Genomic DNA, 17,846 nt, shown 5'->3' on the forward strand with positions numbered 1-17,846 from the left:
CCGACCCCGTTTTCTGCAGGCCTGAGTGACGCCTCTGTCCGCGACTCGTCGAACGCGGCGGACGCCCACTCGAATGGCCCCCGACTGGACACGGGACGCGACTACGGGGGACTCCCGGCTCTCTCGTGGTAGTACAGACCAGTCACCGACTAGCACCGCCAGCACTCCAGAATCAGCGGCGAGACTCGATTCGTCTAGCGGTCGTCGGTCCTTGACTTCGAGTACCGGAAAAGAGCGTCGTTCAGTCCTCGCTCGACTCGCCCACGTCCACCGTCCACTCTTGGGTCTGGTCCACCTTCTCGGTCTGCCACTCTTCGAGTTTGTTCCCCAGCACCGACAGCACGTACCCCAGCGCGAGGACGATGATGGCGAGGATGAACAGGCCGCTGTTGGCGTTCGGTTCGTCCGCGAGCGCGAACTCACTGATGAGTATCTGGCCCGAGTGGCGCCAATCGAAGTACAGTCCGAGGAGGAACAGGCCTCCCGCGAGCGCGTACACGACGTTGGCGGCCAGCGTGAGGTAATCCGCCTTGCTCCGAGTGCCGACACCTGACCGTACGGTCTGCCCTGACATACGGTGACATACACGCAAACGGCCCATAAACGTTGCGCCGCCGAACGTCCGCCGGGTACAGGTCTCGAATCGTAGGAAGATGTCGCGATAGCCGGGAAAAATACTGCAAAACTTTATGATAGATGCTACCGACCAACAGTGTGGTGGGGAGTTACCAAATGGCACAGAAGCAAGACGTTGCCGATAAGGCAACTGACAGTAGCACAGTAGATAGACGAGACTTCCTGAAAGCCACCGGAGCGGGCGCAGTGGCGACCGGACTGCCGGGTTACGTGGGGTTCCAAGGCAACGTGACGCTCGAAGTCTGGTTGTCGTACTACACCGAAGGCGAGACCAAGAAGAAGTACACGGACCAACTCGTCAAGAAGTACCAGAACCAGACCGGCACGCAAATCAACGTCACGGGCGTGCCGTACACGGACGTAGTGACGAAGTTCCGGTCGGCGCGGGCCGCCGGTAACGTCCCGCACCTCGTCGAGGTGATGACGCGGCCGGGTATCCTCGCGGGCGGCGCGGGCATGGTCGTCAACGACCTGTGGGAGAGTTCCTCGCTCGCGGACAAGACCTCCGACAAAATCATGGCCGGCCACCGCGTCTGGGGGTCCCAGTCCACGGGCGAACAGGGCAACCTCGTGACGTTCCCGCTCGGGTTCCGACCGTACCTGTCGGCGTGGCGGACCGACTGGCTCGAACAGGCGGGCATCGACCCGAGCGAAGTCAATCACAAAGCCGGCAGCCTCCACTGGTACGACGACATGCCGGGCATCTACGACAAGTTGAAGCAGACCGACTTGGGCCAGCAACAGGGGGCGTTCCCGGACACGACCGGGATGAAGCAGAGCGACGAGGAGTACATGTCGCTGTACATCCCCCAGCACGGCGGGTCTAAATCCGGCGTCGTCAACCTCAAGGGTACCAAGGCGACTATCGATTCCGAGCCGGCTCGCAGGGCCATCAAGATGCAGTTCGACTACATCGACCAGGGGTACTTCCACGAGAACTCCATCAACCACGGCGACGAGGAGTCCACGACGCTCCACTGGTCGGGTCAGACCGCGGTCAATCACATCCAAGACTCGACGGACCTCTGGGGCGACTACCTCGAAGAACAACCTCAGGCCATGAAGAACGGCGCGTACACGTGGGGGCTACCGATGAACGCGGGCACCAAGTCCGCGCTCGCATGGCTTCCGGCCTTGGGGTTCATCGCTGACGGATTCAGCAACCAGCAGGAGAAAGACGAGGCAGTCAAGTTCATCGAGTGGTGGGTCGGCGACAGCGACCGTGCGGTCAAGAACGCCAAGAACCTCGGGTTCGTCCCGGTCGCGCCCCAGCAGATTCAGAACGAGGACTTCTTCGCGAAGACGGAGATGCACAAGGAGTTCTGGCGGGGTGCGGCGATGAAGACGCTCAAGCAGTTCGAACCGTCGGTCATCCCGGCGGTGCCCGGCGCGAACGCCATCACCTACGACATCCCGCGCAGTATGCACCAGCGTATCTCGCAGATGCTCGGGCGGGGGACGGGACTGGACGAGGCCGTCAATCAGGCGACGTCGCAGGCCGCGAAGGAAATCAACCAGCGACTGCAGCAGAGCCAGTAGCGGCTCTTCCGTTCTCATTTTTCTTCGGTCCGACTCGGTAATCAGTCGATAGCCCATCCTCCGTCGGGACGCTTCCGAGCGACGTCCGTTTCAATGTGGGGCGTTACCATTTACCAAGGCTCGATTGAACTCCAGTAGAGGTCGTGTATTTCTGGGTAAGACTTAATACCCTCACTATTAAAGAGGGTAGTGAGTTGTTAAACCGTGGCAAGGAAACAGTCGACAGACTCGAACTCGGGGCACAGTTCCGTCAATCGCCGTCGGTTCCTGAAGGCGGCCGGTGCAGGCGCAGCGGCGACTAGTCTCGCCGGTTGCAGTGGTGGCGGTGGCGGCGGTGATGGTAACGCGACGACGACCGAGTCCGGCGGCGGCCAGGACCAAGGGACGACCGTCGGCAGCACCGACAAACCGACGCTCGAAATCTGGCTCTCGTACTACACCGAGGGCGAGAACAAGAAGAAATACACCGATAAACTGGTCAAGCAGTTCCAGAACAAGACCGGAATCTCGATTAACATCACGGGCGTGCCGTACACGGACGTGGTGACGAAGTTCCGGTCGGCGCGCGCCGCGGGGAACGTCCCGCACATGGTGGAGGTGATGACGCGGCCGGGCATCCTCGCGGGCGGCGCGGGCATGGTCGTCAATGACCTGTGGGAGAGTTCCTCGCTCGCCGACAAGGCCTCGGACAAGGTTATGGCCGGTCACAAGGTCTGGGGTTCGCAGTCGACCGGGAAGGAAGGCAACCTCGTGACGTTCCCGCTCGGATTTAGGCCGTACTTCTCGGCGTGGCGGACCGACTGGCTCGACCAAGCGGGCATCGACCCGAGCGAAGTCAATCACAAAGCCGGGAGCCTCCACTGGTACGACGACATCCCGGACATCTACGACAAGTTGAAGCAGACGGAGATGGGTCAGAAGAAGGGCTTCTACCCGGACACCACCGGGATGAAGCAGAGCGACGAGGAGTACATGTCGCTGTACATCCCCCAGCACGGTGGGTCTAAATCCGGCGTCGTGAACATCACCGGCGACGAGGCCGCCATCGACTCCAAAGAGGCCCGCAAGGCCATCAAGATGCAGAAGGACTACGTCGACAACGGCTACTTCCACAAGAACTCCATCAACACTGGCGACGAGGAGGCAACGACTCGCCACTGGGCGGGCAAGCAGGCCGTCAACCACGTGCAGGACTCGACGGACCTCTGGGGCGACTACCTCGAAGAACAGCCCAAGGCCATGAAGAACGGCGACTACACGTGGGGTCTCCCGATGAACGCGGGCACCAAGTCCGCGCTGGCGTGGCTGCCGTCGCTCGGATTCATCGCGGACGGGTTCAGCAACCAGCAGGAGAAGGACGCCGCAGTCAAGTTCATGGAGTGGTGGGTCGGCGACAGCGACCGCGCGGTCAAGAACGCGAAGAACCTCGGGTTCGTGCCGGTCGCGCCCGAGCAAATCAAGAAGGAGGACTTCTTCGCGAAGACGGAGATGCACAAGGAGTTCTGGCGGGGCGCGGCGCTGAAGACGCTCCAGAACTTCGAACCCGCGGTCATCCCGGCGGTGCCCGGCGCGAACGCCATCACCTACGAGATTCCGCGCAAGATGCACCAGCGCATCATGCAGCAGGGCGTGAGCGTCGAGAAGGCCACCTCGCAGGCCGCCAAGGAGATTAACCAGCGCCTCCAGAAGAACTCCTGAACAGCGTTCGACCGACTCGGTTGCGCGACCGGAAGCAGGCCGTCAGTCCACGTATTCCGCGACTTTTTCGCCGGCGATTCGACCGAACACCGCCGCGTTCGTCAGTCCGGTCCCGCCGGGGTAGTTGTCGTAGAACAGGTCGCCGACGCTGTTTCCGGCGGCGTAGAGGCCCGGTATCACACGGTCGCGGGTATCGAGTACCTCCGCGTCGGCGGTGGTCGCCACCCCGCCGAAGGCGAACGTGATGCCGCCCGTCACCGCGTACGCGTAGAACGGCGGGTCGTCGAGCGGGAGCGCCCAGTTCGATTTCCGGGGCGTCACCCCGGTCGCTTCGTTGCCGTCGAGCACCTGCGGGTCGAACGAGTCCGGGTCGCAGGCGGCGTTGTACTCCTCGACGGTGGCGACTGCGGCGTCGGGGTTCTCGCATCCCACTCGTTCGAGGACGTCGCGCAGGTCGTCGCCGACCACGGGGTCGGACGGGCCGGTGGCGTCCACCTCGTCGATAGTCTGGTCGTCCACGAGGATGAACGCCTCGCGGTTCGGCTGTTCGAATATCTTCTGCCCGAACTTGGCGTAGGTGTGGGCGCGAGCGTCCTCGCCCTCGTCCACGAACCGGTCACCGTCGTGGTTCACCAGCAGTCCGTACTGGTAGCCGTCGATGCGGTTGGTTCCGCCCTCCACGTCCGGGGCGGCGGCGTCGATGAGCGCCATGTGCGCCCCGCCCCACTGTCCCACCGCCTTGGCCCCGGCGTCGAGCACCATGTCTATCGCCTCCCCGGTGTTGTACCGGCTTCCGCGCACGGTCATCGCGTCGTAGTCCGGACCGTAGTAGCGCGTGCGCTTCTCGGGACTCGATTCGTAGCCTCCGGCGGCGAGTATCGCGGCGTCGCACTCGAACCGAACGAACCCCTCGTCGGTGACCGCGTCGAGCGCCGTTATCCGCCGGTCGCTCGACTGCCGGAGGTCTCTGGCCTCGGCGTCGTAGTAGACGTCCGCGCCCGCGTCGGTCGCCGCCTCGACGAGCGTCTCGACCAACTCCTCGCCGTCGAACCACGTCCGGCCGACGGTGTACCCGGAGTTCAGCGGGGTCATGTTCCACTCGACGCCGAGTTCGGTCAGCCACTCTATTGTCTCGCCCGCGTTCTCGACGAGCGTCCGAGCGAGGTCCTCGTCGGCCCGGCCGTTCGTCTGGGCCATGATGTCGTCGTAGAACTCCGAGACGGTGTAATCGGGGATGTCGAACTCGTAGCCGTACTCGGTGAGGTCGGTGTCGGCCGACGGAACGCGGAAGGACTCGGTGAACCGGGTGTGGCCGCCCCGTCGCTCTTCGGGAGACTTCTCCAGTATCGCCACGTCGAGTCCGAGTCGCGCCGCCCGGTTCCCGGCGGCCAACCCGGCCATCCCGCATCCGATTACGACCACGTCGTACGACTCGCGTCGCTCCGGACTATTCCGCTCGCTGCCATCTTTCACTGCCATCGCCCGTAATATGCTGGACAATCACAATCAAACTACCGCCGACGGGGAGGGACGGTGACGGTTACGACGGAGCGTCGTCTGCGTCCTCGCCGTATCGCTCTGCCAGCAGTTCCTCGTAGCTCTGGACCTGATGGACCGGCCGCCTCCCCTCGGGCGGACTGCCGATGGCCACGATTTTGCACCGGTCGTCGTACGGGTTGTGGAGCATGTGCGGGACGCCCGCCGCGAACCGGAGGGCGTCGTCTGTCTCGGCGTCGAACGACCCGTCCTCGACTTCGACGCGGCACCGGCCGTCGGCGACGTAGTAGAACTCGGCCTGATTCGGGTGGTAGTGGTAGGCGTTCTGGGACAGTCGCTCACCGGGTTCGAGGACCGCGACGTTGACGTTGTAGTCGTCGATGCCGAACGCCGGCGATAGCTCCCACCGTCGGCCGGGTTTCTCGGGGTTCGTCTCGAGGTCGTCGAGCGACAGGTGTTCGTAGTCGTCGCTCATTCGTCTTCGTTCTCGGCGGTGGCGTTCTCCAGCAGTCGGTCGAGCGCGCCCTCGGCGTCGAGGTCGGCGACGGCGGCCGCGACGGCGTCCGCGCGCTCGGGACCCACCGTCGGTTCGGCGCACTCGAAGAACTTCGCGTCGAGGCGCTCGTCGGAGACGGGGTTGTTGGGACTCCCCGGCGCGTGCTTCTCGACTTCGACGTACTCCTCACCGTCCTTCGTCGTGACCGTCACCCGGGCACCGTACCCGGCGAAGCTCCCGCCGAAGAGGTTCGTCTCGAAGTCGCGCTCGACCTTCGCCATCACCTCTCGCGTGCGCGGGTCGGCGACGTACTCGTCGGAGAACTCCCGGACGCCCGCGTCCCCCTCGCGGAGTATCGCGGCGAGGCAGAACTCGATGGAGAACTTCGCCTGCAGGGCGTCGTCGGGGTCGGCGTGGATGAGCATCTCGGAGGCGGCCTCGTCGAGCGCGACCCGCACCGTCTCGACGTCGGCCGGGTCGAGGTCCTCGCGCTCGACCACCGCTCGCAGGGCGTCCATCGCCGCGTGGGTTATCACGCCCGAGGGGTACGGTTTGAAGCCGATGTCCGCGACAGCCCACTCCTCGCCAAGCCCCTCGGTCATCTGAGTCGGGTCGTACTCGCCGCCCGGAGTCATCACCTCGCCGTAACCGATGTCGCCCTCGAACACCGCGTCGTCTGCGGTGAACCCCGATTCGGCCAGCAGCGCGGCGCGCACGCCCATCTGGGCGGCGTGACCGGCGTGAAGCGGTTTCGTCATGGTCCCGAAGTTCTTCTTCAGCGACGACGAGGACGACGCCGCGATGCCGTACGCGTGGGCTATCTCCTCGGCGTTCAGTCCGAGCGCCGACGCCGCGGCCGCCGTCGCGCCGAACGTCCCGACAGTGCCGGTGCTGTGCCACCCGTTGTCGTAGTGACTCGGGTAGGTGGCGTGGCCGGTCCGGAAGGCCGCCTCGACGCCGACGACGTACGCCGTCAGTGCGTCGCGCCCGGTGCCATCGGCCACCTGCACCCCAGCGAGAGCAGCGGGGAACACGGGCGACGTCGGGTGGATGACTATCGACTCGAAGGTGTCGTCGTAGTCGATGGCGTGGCCGAACGCGCCGTTCGCGAGTGCCGCGCCGGGCGGACTCGCCGCGCCGCGACCGAGCACCGCCGCCTCCTCGCCCGTCATGCATCGGTCTACGTACGTCGAGATGCGCTCGCCGACGCCGTGCTGAGAGCCGTAGAGCGCGACGCCGACGTAGTCCCGAATCGCCCGTTTCGCTTCCGCCACTATCTCGTCCGGTACGTCCTCGAACGTCGCGTTCGCTGCGAACTCGGCTAACGTGTGCGTCTCTCCCATGCAAGCAATTATCGTGACGCCGTGATTATAATCGTACTCCCGATTCCGACCCTCGGCCCGTTCTTCACCAAAATTTTATACGACTCCGAACCATCGGTCCAGTCGATTCACCCGATTACGCGGTGACCTCGAACGATGAAATCCAACGACCGAGCCATCGTCGGGTTCACGATGCTCGCCCACGCGATGTTTCACACCTACGAACTGGCCATCCCCATCTTCGTGACGGTGTGGCTCGACGCCTTCACGGCGACGGAGGCCACGCTGGGTCTCGTCGTCGGCGCGGGCTACGCCCTCATCGGTCTGGGCGCGCTCCCCAGCGGCATCCTCGCCGACGCGTACGGGTCGAAGCGACTCGTTCTCGGCTCCGCCGCCGGGATGGGCGGCGGGTTCCTGCTCGTCAGCGTCGCCCCGAACGTCTGGGTGCTGGGCGCGGCGCTGGTGCTGTGGGGCGCGGGCGCGAGCCTCTACCATCCCGCGGGTCTCTCGCTCCTGAGTCGGGGCACGGCGGACGACAACCGCGGCACCGCCTTCGCCTACCACGGCGCGGCGGGCAACGTCGGAACCGTGGTCGGCCCGCTGGCGGCGGCGGTGCTGCTGGCGGTCCTCGACTGGCGACTCGTCGCCGGACTGTTCGTGATTCCCGCCGCCGTCGCCGGCGCTATCGCGTTCCGACTCTCGTTCGACGAGCGGGCGGCCGCGGAGGAGGCGGAGACCGAAGTCGCGGCCGACGGCGACCCCGGCCGGACGGCCGAGACCGACGGCGGTCTGGGTTCGCTCCGCGAGTTGGTCCGCGACTCCCGACTGCTGTTCACCAGAGGGTTCGTGGTCCTGTTCGCCATCATCATGCTCTACGGTCTCTACTACCGGGGCGTGCTGACGTTCCTGCCCGAAATCCTCGGGGGTCTCTCGATGTTCGAACCGGTCACCGTCTTCGAGCGGACGTTCTCGCCCAGCAGATACGTGTACGCGGGCCTGCTGTCGGTCGGCGTCGCGGGCCAGTACGCGGGCGGCAAGGTGACCGACATGATAGAGACCGAGTACGCGCTCGTCGCGACGTTCGCGGCGCTCGTCGTCGCGGCGCTGCTGTTCGTCCCCGCGTCCAACGCGGGCGTCGTGCCGCTGCTCGGCGTCTGCGTGCTGCTTGGCTTCTTCGTCTACGCGGCCGCGCCGGTGTATCAGGCCACCATCGCCGACTACGTCACCGCCGACAGCCACGGTCTCTCGTACGGGTTCACCTACCTCGCGATGTTCGGCGTCGGGGCGCTCGGGGCCGCGCTGGCGGGGACCGTCCTCACCTACGCCGGGTCGGGCGCGCTGTTCGTCGCGCTCGCGGCCCTCGTGGCGCTCGCCGGTCTGCTCAGCCTCTACCTGCTCGTGCGGTAACTGGAACTCATTCCAGCGCCCGTACCACCGGTTCGCGGATGTCCTCGCCAACGTCCCGCGGGTTCGTCTTGATGCGGCGCTCCTGAATCAGCGTGTTCTCGACGATTTCGTCGGCGTCGTCGGGTCCCAGTCCGAGGTCGGCGAACGACCCCGGGAGACCGACGCTGTCCCGAAGTCGCTCGCACTCCGCGATGAGCGCCTCGGCCGCCTCGTCGGTGTCGTCCTCGGGTCGGGCCACGCCGAGCGTCTGCGCGACGTCTGCGTACTCCTCTCGCCGTACCGGCAGGTTGTAGCGCAGACCGGCGGTCAGCGAGGCGGCGAGACACTCCCCGTGGGGTCGCCCGGTCATCCCGCCGACGCTGCTCGCCAGCGCGTGGACCGCGCCGAGTCCCGCGTTCGAGAACGCGGTCCCCGCGAGGTGGGACCCGAGGCTCAGGTCGCGCCTCGCCTCGCGGTCGTCGCCGTCCGCGACCGCCTGCTCGTACGCCCCGTGGACCAGTTCGAGCGCCTGACGCGACAGGGGGCGCGAGATGGGGTTCGCTCCCTGATAGTTGATGGGTCGCGGTTCGACCTGAGTGTGGTCGCGCGCGGTCAGCGACTCCAGTGAGTGGACGAACGCGTCGAACCCCGACCGCGCGGTCACGTCGCGCGGCAGGCCGTGCGTGAGCGCCGGGTCCACGAGCGCGACGTCCGGACGCAGCAGTTCGTCGCTCATTCCGCGTTTCACACCGTCGAAGGAGACGACCGCGGTCTGGGTCGCCTGCGACCCGGTTCCGCTCGTGGTCGGAATCGCGACGGTCGGCGCGACCGGGCCGGGAACCTTGTCGACGCCGAGGTAGTCGCTGGCTGTCCCGCCGTGGGCGAGCAGCGTGGCGACCACCTTCGCGGTGTCGAGACACGACCCGCCGCCGACGGCCACCACGCCGTCCACCTCGACGTCGGGCAGGTCCTCGAAGTCCTCGACGCTCGGTTCGGTCGTCGCGTAGTGGACCGTCGGGTCGAGGTCGAGACCGTCGAGCGCGGCGTCGAGGACGCCCGCGGATTCGACGCCCCGGTCGGTCACCACGAGCGGGGCGTCCACGCCCAATCGGTCGAGCGTCTCCGGGAGTCGGTCGGTCACTCCCTCGCCGAACTCGGTCTCCGGCGTCGCGAACGCTATGCGGCCCTCTCCGACGAGCGGTCGGTCGTGCATGCCTCTTCGAGCGACCGGCGGACACATAAAACTGGGCTGCGACCGACCACTCTCCGATTGTCGGCCAAAACGACCGACCCTTCCGCGACCTCTACGAGTCCCCGTCGGTGGCGTACCTGTCTTCGAGGTCGCGTATTCGGTCGAGTCCCGTAATCTCGTTGCGGCCCTCCCACGTGACGAGTTCGTCCATGACCTCCCGCTGGCTCCCCGTCTCGACGATTTCGGCGTACACGTCCTGCAGGGTCTTCAGGACCGCCTTGAACCCGGTCGCGGGGAACAGCGCGATGTCGTACCCCAACGCGTCGAGTTCCTCGGCCGACAGCATCGGCGTCTTCCCGCCCTCGGTCATGTTCGCCAAGAGCGGCGCGTCGATTCGCTCGGCCGCCTCTTCGAGTTCGGCGACCGACTCGGGGGCCTCGAAGAAGATGACGTCCGCGCCCGCCTCCAAGTATGCCCGAGAACGTTCGACCGCGACGTCGAACCCCTCGACCGCCCGCGCGTCGGTCCGGGCGATGAGCACGAAGTCGTCGTCCTCGCGGGCGTCGGCCGCGGCGCGCAGCTTCGCCGTCATCTCGTCGGTCGCCACCACGTCCTTGCCTTCGAAGTGTCCGCACTGCTTGGGAAACGTCTGGTCTTCGAGGTGGACGCCCGCGACGCCCGCGGCCTCGAACTCCTCGACGGTTCGGCGCACGTTGATGGGGTTGCCGTAGCCGGTGTCCGCGTCGGCGAACACCGGCACGTCTACCGCGTTCGCCATCTGCCGGGCGCGGTCGGTCATTTCCGTCAGCGTCGTGACTCCGACGTCCGGGTAGCCGTGGACGGACGTCGAGACGCTCGACCCCGACATGTAGACGACCTCCGCGCCCGCCCGTTCGACGAGTTTCGCGCTGGCGGCGTCGTACGCGCCGGGCGCGACGACGATTCCGTCGCTCTCGACCGATTCGCGGAACTCGGCTCTCGAATTCGCCATGCCCGTGGTTCGTAATCGCGTACCATAACGTTAAGTGCGCTCGCCAGGACCTTCCGTCCGAATCCGCCGCGAGGCGACGGTCCGGAGGGAACACCGACGATGCAAGACCGCACTCGGGCGCTCGCCGTCGCCAGCACCGTCCTGCTGCTGTCGGTGCTGGTGTGGTTCAACTACTCGGCGCTGCTGCCCCGGATAGTCGAGGCGTGGTCGCTGTCTGGGCTTCAGGCGGGCGCGCTGTTCGCGGCGTTTCAGGCCGGGTACGTCGCCGCCATTCTCCCGGCCGGAATGGTCGCCGATACGTACTCGACACGGCGGGTCGTCGCCGTCGGCGCGACCGGCACGGGACTGGCGAGTCTCGGGTTCGCGGCGTTCGCCGACGGCTTCCTCGTCGGCGCGGCGCTCCGACTGGTGGCCGGAGCGTTCATGGCCGCGGTGTACGTGCCCGGCATGCGGTTCCTGAGCGAGTGGTACCCCGAGTCGGTCCGGGGACGGGCGCTGGGCGTCTACACCGGCGCGTTCTCGCTGAGCACCGGTCTCTCGTTCCTGCTCTCGTCGTCGGTCGCCGCGGCGGTGAACTGGCGGGTCGGCATCGGCGCGACCAGCGTGGGCGCGGTGGTCGCCGGACCGGTGATGCTGGCGTTCGCCCGCGACCACCCGGACGCGGCCGCGAGCGACCTGCAGTTCGACCGGAGCTTCCTCTCCAATCGGGCGTACCTCTACGCGGTCGGCGTCTACGCCGGTCACACGTGGGAACTGTTCGGCGTGCGGAACTGGCTCCCCGCGTTTCTCGTGCTCACCCCTGCGCTCGCGGGAGCGTCGAACCCAGCGGTACTGGCCGGTCTGCTGACCGGCGCGATGATGTCGCTCGGCGGCGTCGGCAACTTGCTGGGCGGGTGGGCGAGCGACTCCGTCGGCCGGATTCCGACCGTCTTCGTCGTGCTGGGCGGGAGCGCGTGCATCAGCGTGGTCCTCGGCGGCGTGGGCGACCTGCTGTCGCTCCCCGCGCTGACCGCGCTCCTGCTCGTCTACGGCACGCTCCTGACGGCCGACAGTTCGCCGACATCGACCACGGTCACCGAGGTGGTCGAGGACGAACACGTCGGGGCCGCGCTCTCGGTCCAGACGCTCACCGGATTCAGCGCCACGGTGGTCTCGCCGGTCGTCTTCGGCGCGGTCGTGGACGCCGCCGGGTACGCGTGGGCGTTCCCGACGCTCGCGCTCGGAGCGGTCTTCGGTCTCGTCTCGCTGCAGTTGCTGTCGCGGCGACTCCGGCGGTCCGCGCCCGGTCCGGAGGAACCCGCGGTGGCCGGGGAGTGACGGTGGCGAACGTATATGTGTCTGGGGGCGGCAGGTACACGCGTTACCACATGACTCACGTCGTCGCCTGTCTCGACGGTCTCGACCCCGAGTACCTCGACGCCGTCGAGACGCCGGGCTGGGACCGCATCGCCGACCGCGGGAACGCGGGCACCTGTGACGGACTCGTTCCGAGCCTCACCAACGTCAACAACGTCGGCATCGTCACGGCCAGCTTTCCCGCGGAGAACGGGGTGACGGGCAACACCTACTACGACCCCGAGCGCGACGAACAGGCCTACATGAACGACCCGTCGCTCCTGCGGTGTCGGACCGAACTCCAGCGCCGGGCCGACCGCGGCGAGACCGTCGCCGCCCTCGTGGCCAAGGACAAACTCGTCGGGATGGTCGGGCAGGACTGCGACCTCGCGGCGAGCGCGGAGGACCCGCCCGACTGGCTCGCCGACGCCGTGGGCGACCCGCCGGGCATCTACTCCGGCGGGGCGAGCGCGTGGCTGATGGACGCCGCGGTCCACGTCCTCGACGAGCGCGACCCCGACGTGCTGTACGTCTCCACGACGGACGTGATTCCCCACAAGCACGGTCCCGACGAAGCTGCGGCCGAGGAGTGGGTCCGCGAACTCGACGCCGGGGTGGCCGCGCTCGCCGAGCGGAGCGACGCGCTCGTGGCCACCGCGGACCACGGCATGAACTACAAGTCGGTCTGCGTGGACCTCGAAGCGGCCCTCGACCGGGAGCAGTTGGACGCCGAGGTGGTCCGACTCATCACCGACGAACACACCTACCACCACCAGAACCTCGGCGGGGCCGCGTACGTCTACCTCGAAGACGGGTCGGCCGACGCCCTCGCGCCGCTGGCTGACATCGACGGCGTGGCGGAGGTTCTCCCCGCCGAGGAAGCGGCCGAGCGGTTCCGACTGCCGACCGACGCCATCGGCGATGCGCTGGTTCTCGGAACCGAGTCGTCGGTGTTCGGTCCGGTCGAGGAGGGCGTTCGCGGGTCGGTCGAGTTGCGCTCGCACGGCTCTCACCACGAGCGCCGCGTTCCGTACGTCGCCAGCACCGGCACGACTCTCGACTACAACGTCGAGGCGTTTCGGGGACTCGAATAATCCGTGAGGCTCGACCGATGAGCGAGCGTACGCAGTCCACCGAGCGACGAGACGGACGCGCTCCGGGTCGCTTCTCGACCGCCACCGCGGACCGTGGAGGTGCGTCGTCAGTATGAGCGCGGGCCTCGACGCAGTGACGACACGTCTGCGCGCGGTCCGTCGCGGCTTCCTCGACGAACGAGCGTTCGTCGCGTGTCTTGTCGGAACGTGGCTGTTGACTGCGGCGACCCACCACTACATCATCGCGCCGGCGAGCGTCCTCTCGACAGTCGCCGCCGACCTCGGAGTGACTCCGGCGAGGGCGGTCTGGCTAGTGAGTGCGGTTCCAGCTTCGTGGGCGGTCACGAACTTCGCGCTCGGCGTCTGGATAGACCGACTCGGCGATTACCGGATGATAGCCATCGGGACCGGCATCGTCGTCCTCGCGGGCGGCTGGAGCTGGTGGGCCGGTCGCGAGGGCGCGTTCGGGTCGCTGCTGGCGGCGCGTCTCGTCGCGGGCGTCGCCGTGGGCGTCATCTGGACGGCGTCCACGAATCTGGTCGGCGGTGCCGTCTCTGACGCCAACCGCGGTACGACCATCGGCGTGTTCATCACGAGCGCCCCCGCGGGGTTCGCGATTGGGCAACTCTCCGGACCGCTCGTCGCGGCGCGGTTCGCTGGCACGCCAACTTCCTCGCGATGATTCTCGGCTCGGCCGTCGCGTTCGTGCTCCTCACGGCGGGGGTGCGCGGTCTCACGGTCGAACCGACGACCAACACCGCGTCGATGCGCGCGAACTTCGCCGCCATCCTGAGACGCCCAGTGGTGTGGTACGGCTGCGCGATGGCGTTCGCGGCCTACTCCTGTTACCTCTTCCTGAACAGCTGGTTGCCGTCGTATCTCGCCCAGGAGTTCGCCCTCTCGGCCGCGCTGAGCGGTCTGCTAACCGCGGTGTTCCCGGCGATGGGTATACTCTCGCGGGCGGGCGGCGGCGCTATCTCGGACCGACTGCTGAACCGGCGGCGACTGCCGGTCCTCCGGGTCGCGTTCCTCGTTTCGCTCCCGCTGGTCGTCCTCATCGCGCTGACGAGGCAACTCGCAGTCATCGTCGCGGCGCTGGTCGTCGCCGGGTTCGTCATTCAGCTCACGTTCGGCGTCGTGTACAGCTATGTGCAGGAGGTCGTAGAACCACAGATTACGGGGACGGCGCTGGCGTTCCTGACGACGGCGGGAATCTCCGGCGCGTTCACGGCGCCGCTGGTCGCGGGGGCGCTCATCGAATTCACCGAGACGTACCTGTTGGCGTTCGCCTACGCGGCCGCGCTGACGGGACTCGGACTCCTCGTCTCCTGGTTCGCTCCGGAGTCACGCGGCCGGTCGGGGGGCTGAGGAACGCCGCCTTCCGCGGACACGTTCGGAAGGTGATTCGGCTGCGGTACTGGATGCTCGACCGCCGACTAGATGTCGAACACGTCGAGACCGGTTCGCTCGTCGAGGTGGTGCGTGAGCGGCGTCTCGCCGAGGGTCACCAGCACCTCGAAGGTCCCCGAGACCCGCGCATCCGAGCAGTGGCCGCCCAGCGACTCGAAGGAGTCGTCGGCTACCTGAATGTGGGTGTGTATCTTGTCCGGGCCGATGTTGCCGAGGAAGCTGGTCACCTCGAACTGGCCGGTGAACTCCTCCTCGCTGTACTCCTGGGCCTCGGTGTCGTAGTGGCCGAGCGTCACCCGGTCCACCGCGCCGATGGCGGTCAGGAAGCCGTTCTCGATGTCGTACTCGTCGCGGAGTTCGGCGAGCGAGTCGAGGACTTCCTCGCCGGGGTCGAGTCGTACGACGATTCGGTCGCCTTCGCGTACGTGGTCCATGTGTGCGTTAGCCACGACGGCTACCGCCCACTTCGTAGTACCGCTCGCGTGACTCTCTGCCGGTTTCGCGAAAAGAAGCGGTGGTTCGGCTTCAGTCGAGGTCGGGGCGCGACAGTTCGGTCTCCCTCGCGGTCACGAACTCCAGCAGGACTGGCGTCCCCTCCTCGGTCTTCTCGATGCCGCGCTCGATGGCACCGGCGATTTCGTCTGGGTCCTCGATGCGCTCGCCGTACGCGCCCAGCCCCTCGGCCACCGTCCGGAAGTCACCGCCGAACGGGGTGTCGTAGCTCGCCATCTCCTCGTTGTTCAGGAGGATGGAGAGAATCGGGATGTCGTAGCGGGCCGCGGTCTCGATGTCGAGACCGGTCATACCGATGGCTCCGTCGCCCCAGACGTTGATGCAGAGCTTGTCGGGGTGGGCCAGTTTGGCCCCCATCGCCAGTCCGAGACCGTAGCCGAGTTGCGTCGTCTTCCCCCACCCGATGTAACCCAGCGGTTCCGTGGACTCCCAGAACGGCGCGAGGAAGTCGCGGGCGTTCCCGGCGTCGTGGGTGACGATGGCGTCCTCGGCGTCCACGACTTCAGTGAGTTCGTTGATGACCCGATACGGGTTGATGGGTGTCTCGTCGGACTCCAGTTTGGGCCGCCAGTCGGCCAGCCACTCCTCTTCGACCTCCCGAATCTCCTCGACCACGTCCTCGCGGCGGCCGCGCGGCCCGTCGAGACGGTCCTCGGTTTCCGCCACCATCGCTTCGAGCGTCAGCTTCGCGTCGCCGACGATGGCGTGGTCGCTCTCGACCTCCTTGTCGATGTCTGCGGGGTCGAGCGTGGCGTGGACGATGGCGTTGTCCTCGGGCACGGTGATGCCGTAGGACGACGTGGAGAAGCTGGTTCCGACGCCGAACAGCAGGTCGCACTCGTCGAGGAAGTGCGCGAGCTGACCGGGTTCGCTCTTGGACCCCGCCCCGAGCGAGAGCGGGTGGTCCTCGGGGAAGGCGCTCTTCCCGTTGAGGCTGGTGGCGACCGGAGCCTCCACGAGTTCGGCGAGTTCGCGGAGCGGCTCCCACCCCTTCGCGTAGTGGACGCCCTGCCCGGCGTAGATGACCGGCCGCTCGGCGTCGAGCAGCATGTCCACCGCCGGCGGGACGTCGCTCGGGTCGGGACCAGTCTTCCGTGACTCGGTTGGTTCGTACTCGACGTCGCCAACCTCCTCGTCCCAGACGTCCATGGGAATCTCGACGAGCGCCGGGCGCGGCCGACCGTTGCGCGCGGCGCTGAACGCCCGGCGGACGGTGTCGGCGACCGCCTCCGGGTCGGTGAGTTGCTCGCAGGACTTGGTGACGTGCTGGTAGTTGAGGAAGGAGTTGAACTTCGGGTCCACGTCGGTCTTCGACCGGTCGTAGCCCCGCGGAAACGCGACCAGCGGGACCGACTCCGCGTACGCCTGCGCGACCCCGCCGAAGGAGTTCTCCGTGCCGGGACCGTGCTGGCAGGCGAACACGCCGACTTCGTCGCCCGAAGTCACTCGGCTCACGGCGTCGGCCATGTGTACGCCCGTCCGCTCCTGTCGGACGACTATCGTCTCGATTCCCGCCTCCTCGACGGCCCCGGTGTCGAACAGCGGGTTCGACGGGAATCCGAAGAGGTAATCGACGCCTTCCGCGACGAGAACGTCCGCAATCGCCTCTGTCACGTCCATGTCAGTGTGTGGCGCGGTGCAGTGTTGTAAATGTATTTATAATGTTCTTTGGTGATGATTGTATGCTGGCGCGAGTGCGTGCGGCGAAAACCTCAAACCAGTCCCGCGTGAGTGATAGGTATGTCAGAGCGCGCCGATATCGAGCGGCTGTGCGTCCACGAATCGGTCGAGAACGTCGTGCCGAAGGAGGCGTTCGTCGAGGCGTTCGACGACCTCGACGTGCCCGCCGAACTCGTCGGCGACGGCGAGGACTACGCCGAGTCCGACGCCGTCGTCTCGTTCAGACCCCGCCCGGAGTTCCTCGACGCGGGGTGGGTCCACTGCGCCCGCGCCGGGTACGACGAGTTCGACACCGACGCCTACGAGGCCGCGGGGGTTCCGCTGACGAACTCCTCGGGCATCCACGGCGAGACCGTCGGCGAACTCGCGGTCAACTACATGCTCTCGTTCGCCCGCCTGCTCCACGTCTACCGCGACCACCAGCACGACGCCGACTGGTACGACCCCGACTACGAGCGCCCGTTCACCGTCGGCGGCGAGCGACTCTGCGTGGTCGGTCTCGGGACGCTCGGGCGCGGCATCGCCGAACGCGCCGACGCCCTCGGGATGGAAGTGGTGGGCGTCCGGCGCTCCGACGAGTCGGTGCCCGGCGTCTCCCGAGTGTACGACCCGGAGGACCTCCACGAGGCCATCGCGGACGCTCGATTCGTCGCCATCGCGGTGCCCCACACGCCAGCGACCGAGGGCATGTTCGGCGCGCCGGAGTTCCGGCGGATGCGCGACGACGCGTACCTCATCAACGTCGCTCGCGGCCCCATCGTGGACGAGGACGCGCTCGTCGATGCGCTCGACGCCGGCGACGTCGCGGGCGCGGGGTTGGACGTCTTCGAGACCGAACCCCTGCCGGAGGACTCCCCGCTGTGGGACTTCGAGGAGGTCATCATCTCCCCGCACAAGGGGTCGGCGACCAACCGGTATCACCTCGACATCGCCGACCTGGTGTCGGAGAACGTCCGCCGATACCTCGCGGGCGAGGACCTCCGCAACCGAGTCGCGTAGCGTCTCGGCCACGACGCGTGAATCCGCGCGTACCTACTGGCTCGACGTGTCACAGCCT

Annotated in this window: 14 protein-coding genes and 1 pseudogene; 7 read left to right on the plus strand and 8 right to left on the minus strand. The window is 67.0% G+C overall.

The window, feature by feature from the left end:
- Positions 1 to 241: 241 nt before the first annotated feature.
- Positions 242 to 574: a hypothetical protein gene (locus FXF75_RS18575; protein ID WP_163523393.1), complete on the minus strand. Its 333-nt coding sequence runs from the start codon at positions 572 to 574 to the stop codon at positions 242 to 244.
- Between the two features lie 158 nt (positions 575 to 732).
- On the opposite strand from FXF75_RS18575, the gene FXF75_RS18580 reads away from it, so the two are divergent.
- On the plus strand, positions 733 to 2,175 hold the full coding sequence (locus FXF75_RS18580) for an ABC transporter substrate-binding protein (protein WP_163523607.1): 1,443 nt from the start codon (positions 733 to 735) through the stop codon (positions 2,173 to 2,175).
- 204 nt (positions 2,176 to 2,379) lie between these two features.
- The gene (locus FXF75_RS18585) at positions 2,380 to 3,873 is read left to right on the plus strand and encodes an ABC transporter substrate-binding protein (protein WP_163523609.1); all 1,494 of its coding nucleotides are present in this window, start codon (positions 2,380 to 2,382) and stop codon (positions 3,871 to 3,873) included.
- Positions 3,874 to 3,915: 42 nt separating this feature from the next.
- On the opposite strand, the gene tcuA is transcribed toward FXF75_RS18585, so the two are convergent.
- The 3 genes from tcuA to FXF75_RS18600 all read right to left on the minus strand — a co-directional run bounded on the left by tcuA (position 3,916) and on the right by FXF75_RS18600 (position 7,209).
- Entirely contained in the window at positions 3,916 to 5,352 is a 1,437-nt protein-coding gene (gene tcuA, locus FXF75_RS18590; RefSeq protein WP_163523395.1) for an FAD-dependent tricarballylate dehydrogenase TcuA, read from the minus strand.
- Between the two features lie 61 nt (positions 5,353 to 5,413).
- Positions 5,414 to 5,845: a cupin domain-containing protein gene (locus FXF75_RS18595; protein WP_163523397.1), complete on the minus strand. Its 432-nt coding sequence runs from the start codon at positions 5,843 to 5,845 to the stop codon at positions 5,414 to 5,416.
- Positions 5,842 to 7,209, minus strand: a complete 1,368-nt coding sequence (locus FXF75_RS18600; protein ID WP_163523399.1) for an MmgE/PrpD family protein — start codon at positions 7,207 to 7,209, stop codon at positions 5,842 to 5,844. The genes FXF75_RS18595 and FXF75_RS18600 overlap by 4 nt, the downstream gene beginning before the upstream one ends.
- A gap of 135 nt (positions 7,210 to 7,344) precedes the next feature.
- On the opposite strand from FXF75_RS18600, the gene FXF75_RS18605 reads away from it, so the two are divergent.
- A complete protein-coding gene (locus tag FXF75_RS18605) occupies positions 7,345 to 8,595 on the plus strand; it encodes an MFS transporter (RefSeq protein ID WP_163523400.1) in 1,251 nt (416 codons plus the stop codon).
- 7 nt (positions 8,596 to 8,602) lie between these two features.
- Here the strand turns inward: FXF75_RS18605 and FXF75_RS18610 are convergent, their stop codons facing one another.
- Both FXF75_RS18610 and FXF75_RS18615 read right to left on the minus strand, forming a co-directional pair.
- Positions 8,603 to 9,787, minus strand: a complete 1,185-nt coding sequence (locus FXF75_RS18610) for an iron-containing alcohol dehydrogenase family protein (RefSeq protein ID WP_163523402.1) — start codon at positions 9,785 to 9,787, stop codon at positions 8,603 to 8,605.
- 91 nt (positions 9,788 to 9,878) lie between these two features.
- The gene (locus FXF75_RS18615) at positions 9,879 to 10,757 is read right to left on the minus strand and encodes an oxaloacetate decarboxylase (RefSeq protein WP_163523404.1); all 879 of its coding nucleotides are present in this window, start codon (positions 10,755 to 10,757) and stop codon (positions 9,879 to 9,881) included.
- Between the two features lie 99 nt (positions 10,758 to 10,856).
- On the opposite strand from FXF75_RS18615, the gene FXF75_RS18620 reads away from it, so the two are divergent.
- The 3 genes and pseudogenes from FXF75_RS18620 to FXF75_RS23540 all read left to right on the plus strand — a co-directional run bounded on the left by FXF75_RS18620 (position 10,857) and on the right by FXF75_RS23540 (position 14,554).
- Complete coding sequence (locus FXF75_RS18620; RefSeq protein ID WP_163523406.1) at positions 10,857 to 12,074, plus strand: nitrate/nitrite transporter; 1,218 nt, start codon at positions 10,857 to 10,859, stop codon at positions 12,072 to 12,074.
- Between the two features lie 50 nt (positions 12,075 to 12,124).
- Positions 12,125 to 13,186, plus strand: a complete 1,062-nt coding sequence (locus tag FXF75_RS18625) for an alkaline phosphatase family protein (protein WP_163523408.1) — start codon at positions 12,125 to 12,127, stop codon at positions 13,184 to 13,186.
- A gap of 112 nt (positions 13,187 to 13,298) precedes the next feature.
- Positions 13,299 to 14,554, plus strand: a pseudogene (locus FXF75_RS23540) (nitrate/nitrite transporter).
- A 68-nt stretch (positions 14,555 to 14,622) separates the two neighbouring features.
- Here FXF75_RS23540 and FXF75_RS18640 read toward each other — a convergent pair.
- Together FXF75_RS18640 and FXF75_RS18645 are read right to left on the minus strand one after the other, a co-directional pair.
- Positions 14,623 to 15,030, minus strand: a complete 408-nt coding sequence (locus FXF75_RS18640; protein ID WP_163523413.1) for a PPC domain-containing DNA-binding protein — start codon at positions 15,028 to 15,030, stop codon at positions 14,623 to 14,625.
- Positions 15,031 to 15,121: 91 nt separating this feature from the next.
- Positions 15,122 to 16,765: a thiamine pyrophosphate-requiring protein gene (locus tag FXF75_RS18645; protein WP_309221865.1), complete on the minus strand. Its 1,644-nt coding sequence runs from the start codon at positions 16,763 to 16,765 to the stop codon at positions 15,122 to 15,124.
- An 84-nt stretch (positions 16,766 to 16,849) separates the two neighbouring features.
- On the opposite strand from FXF75_RS18645, the gene ddh reads away from it, so the two are divergent.
- Positions 16,850 to 17,788, plus strand: a complete 939-nt coding sequence (gene ddh, locus FXF75_RS18650; RefSeq protein WP_163523417.1) for a D-2-hydroxyacid dehydrogenase — start codon at positions 16,850 to 16,852, stop codon at positions 17,786 to 17,788.
- The last annotated feature ends 58 nt before the right edge of the window (positions 17,789 to 17,846 follow it).

Source organism: Halorussus sp. MSC15.2, assembly GCF_010747475.1.
Classification (GTDB): domain Archaea; phylum Halobacteriota; class Halobacteria; order Halobacteriales; family Haladaptataceae; genus Halorussus.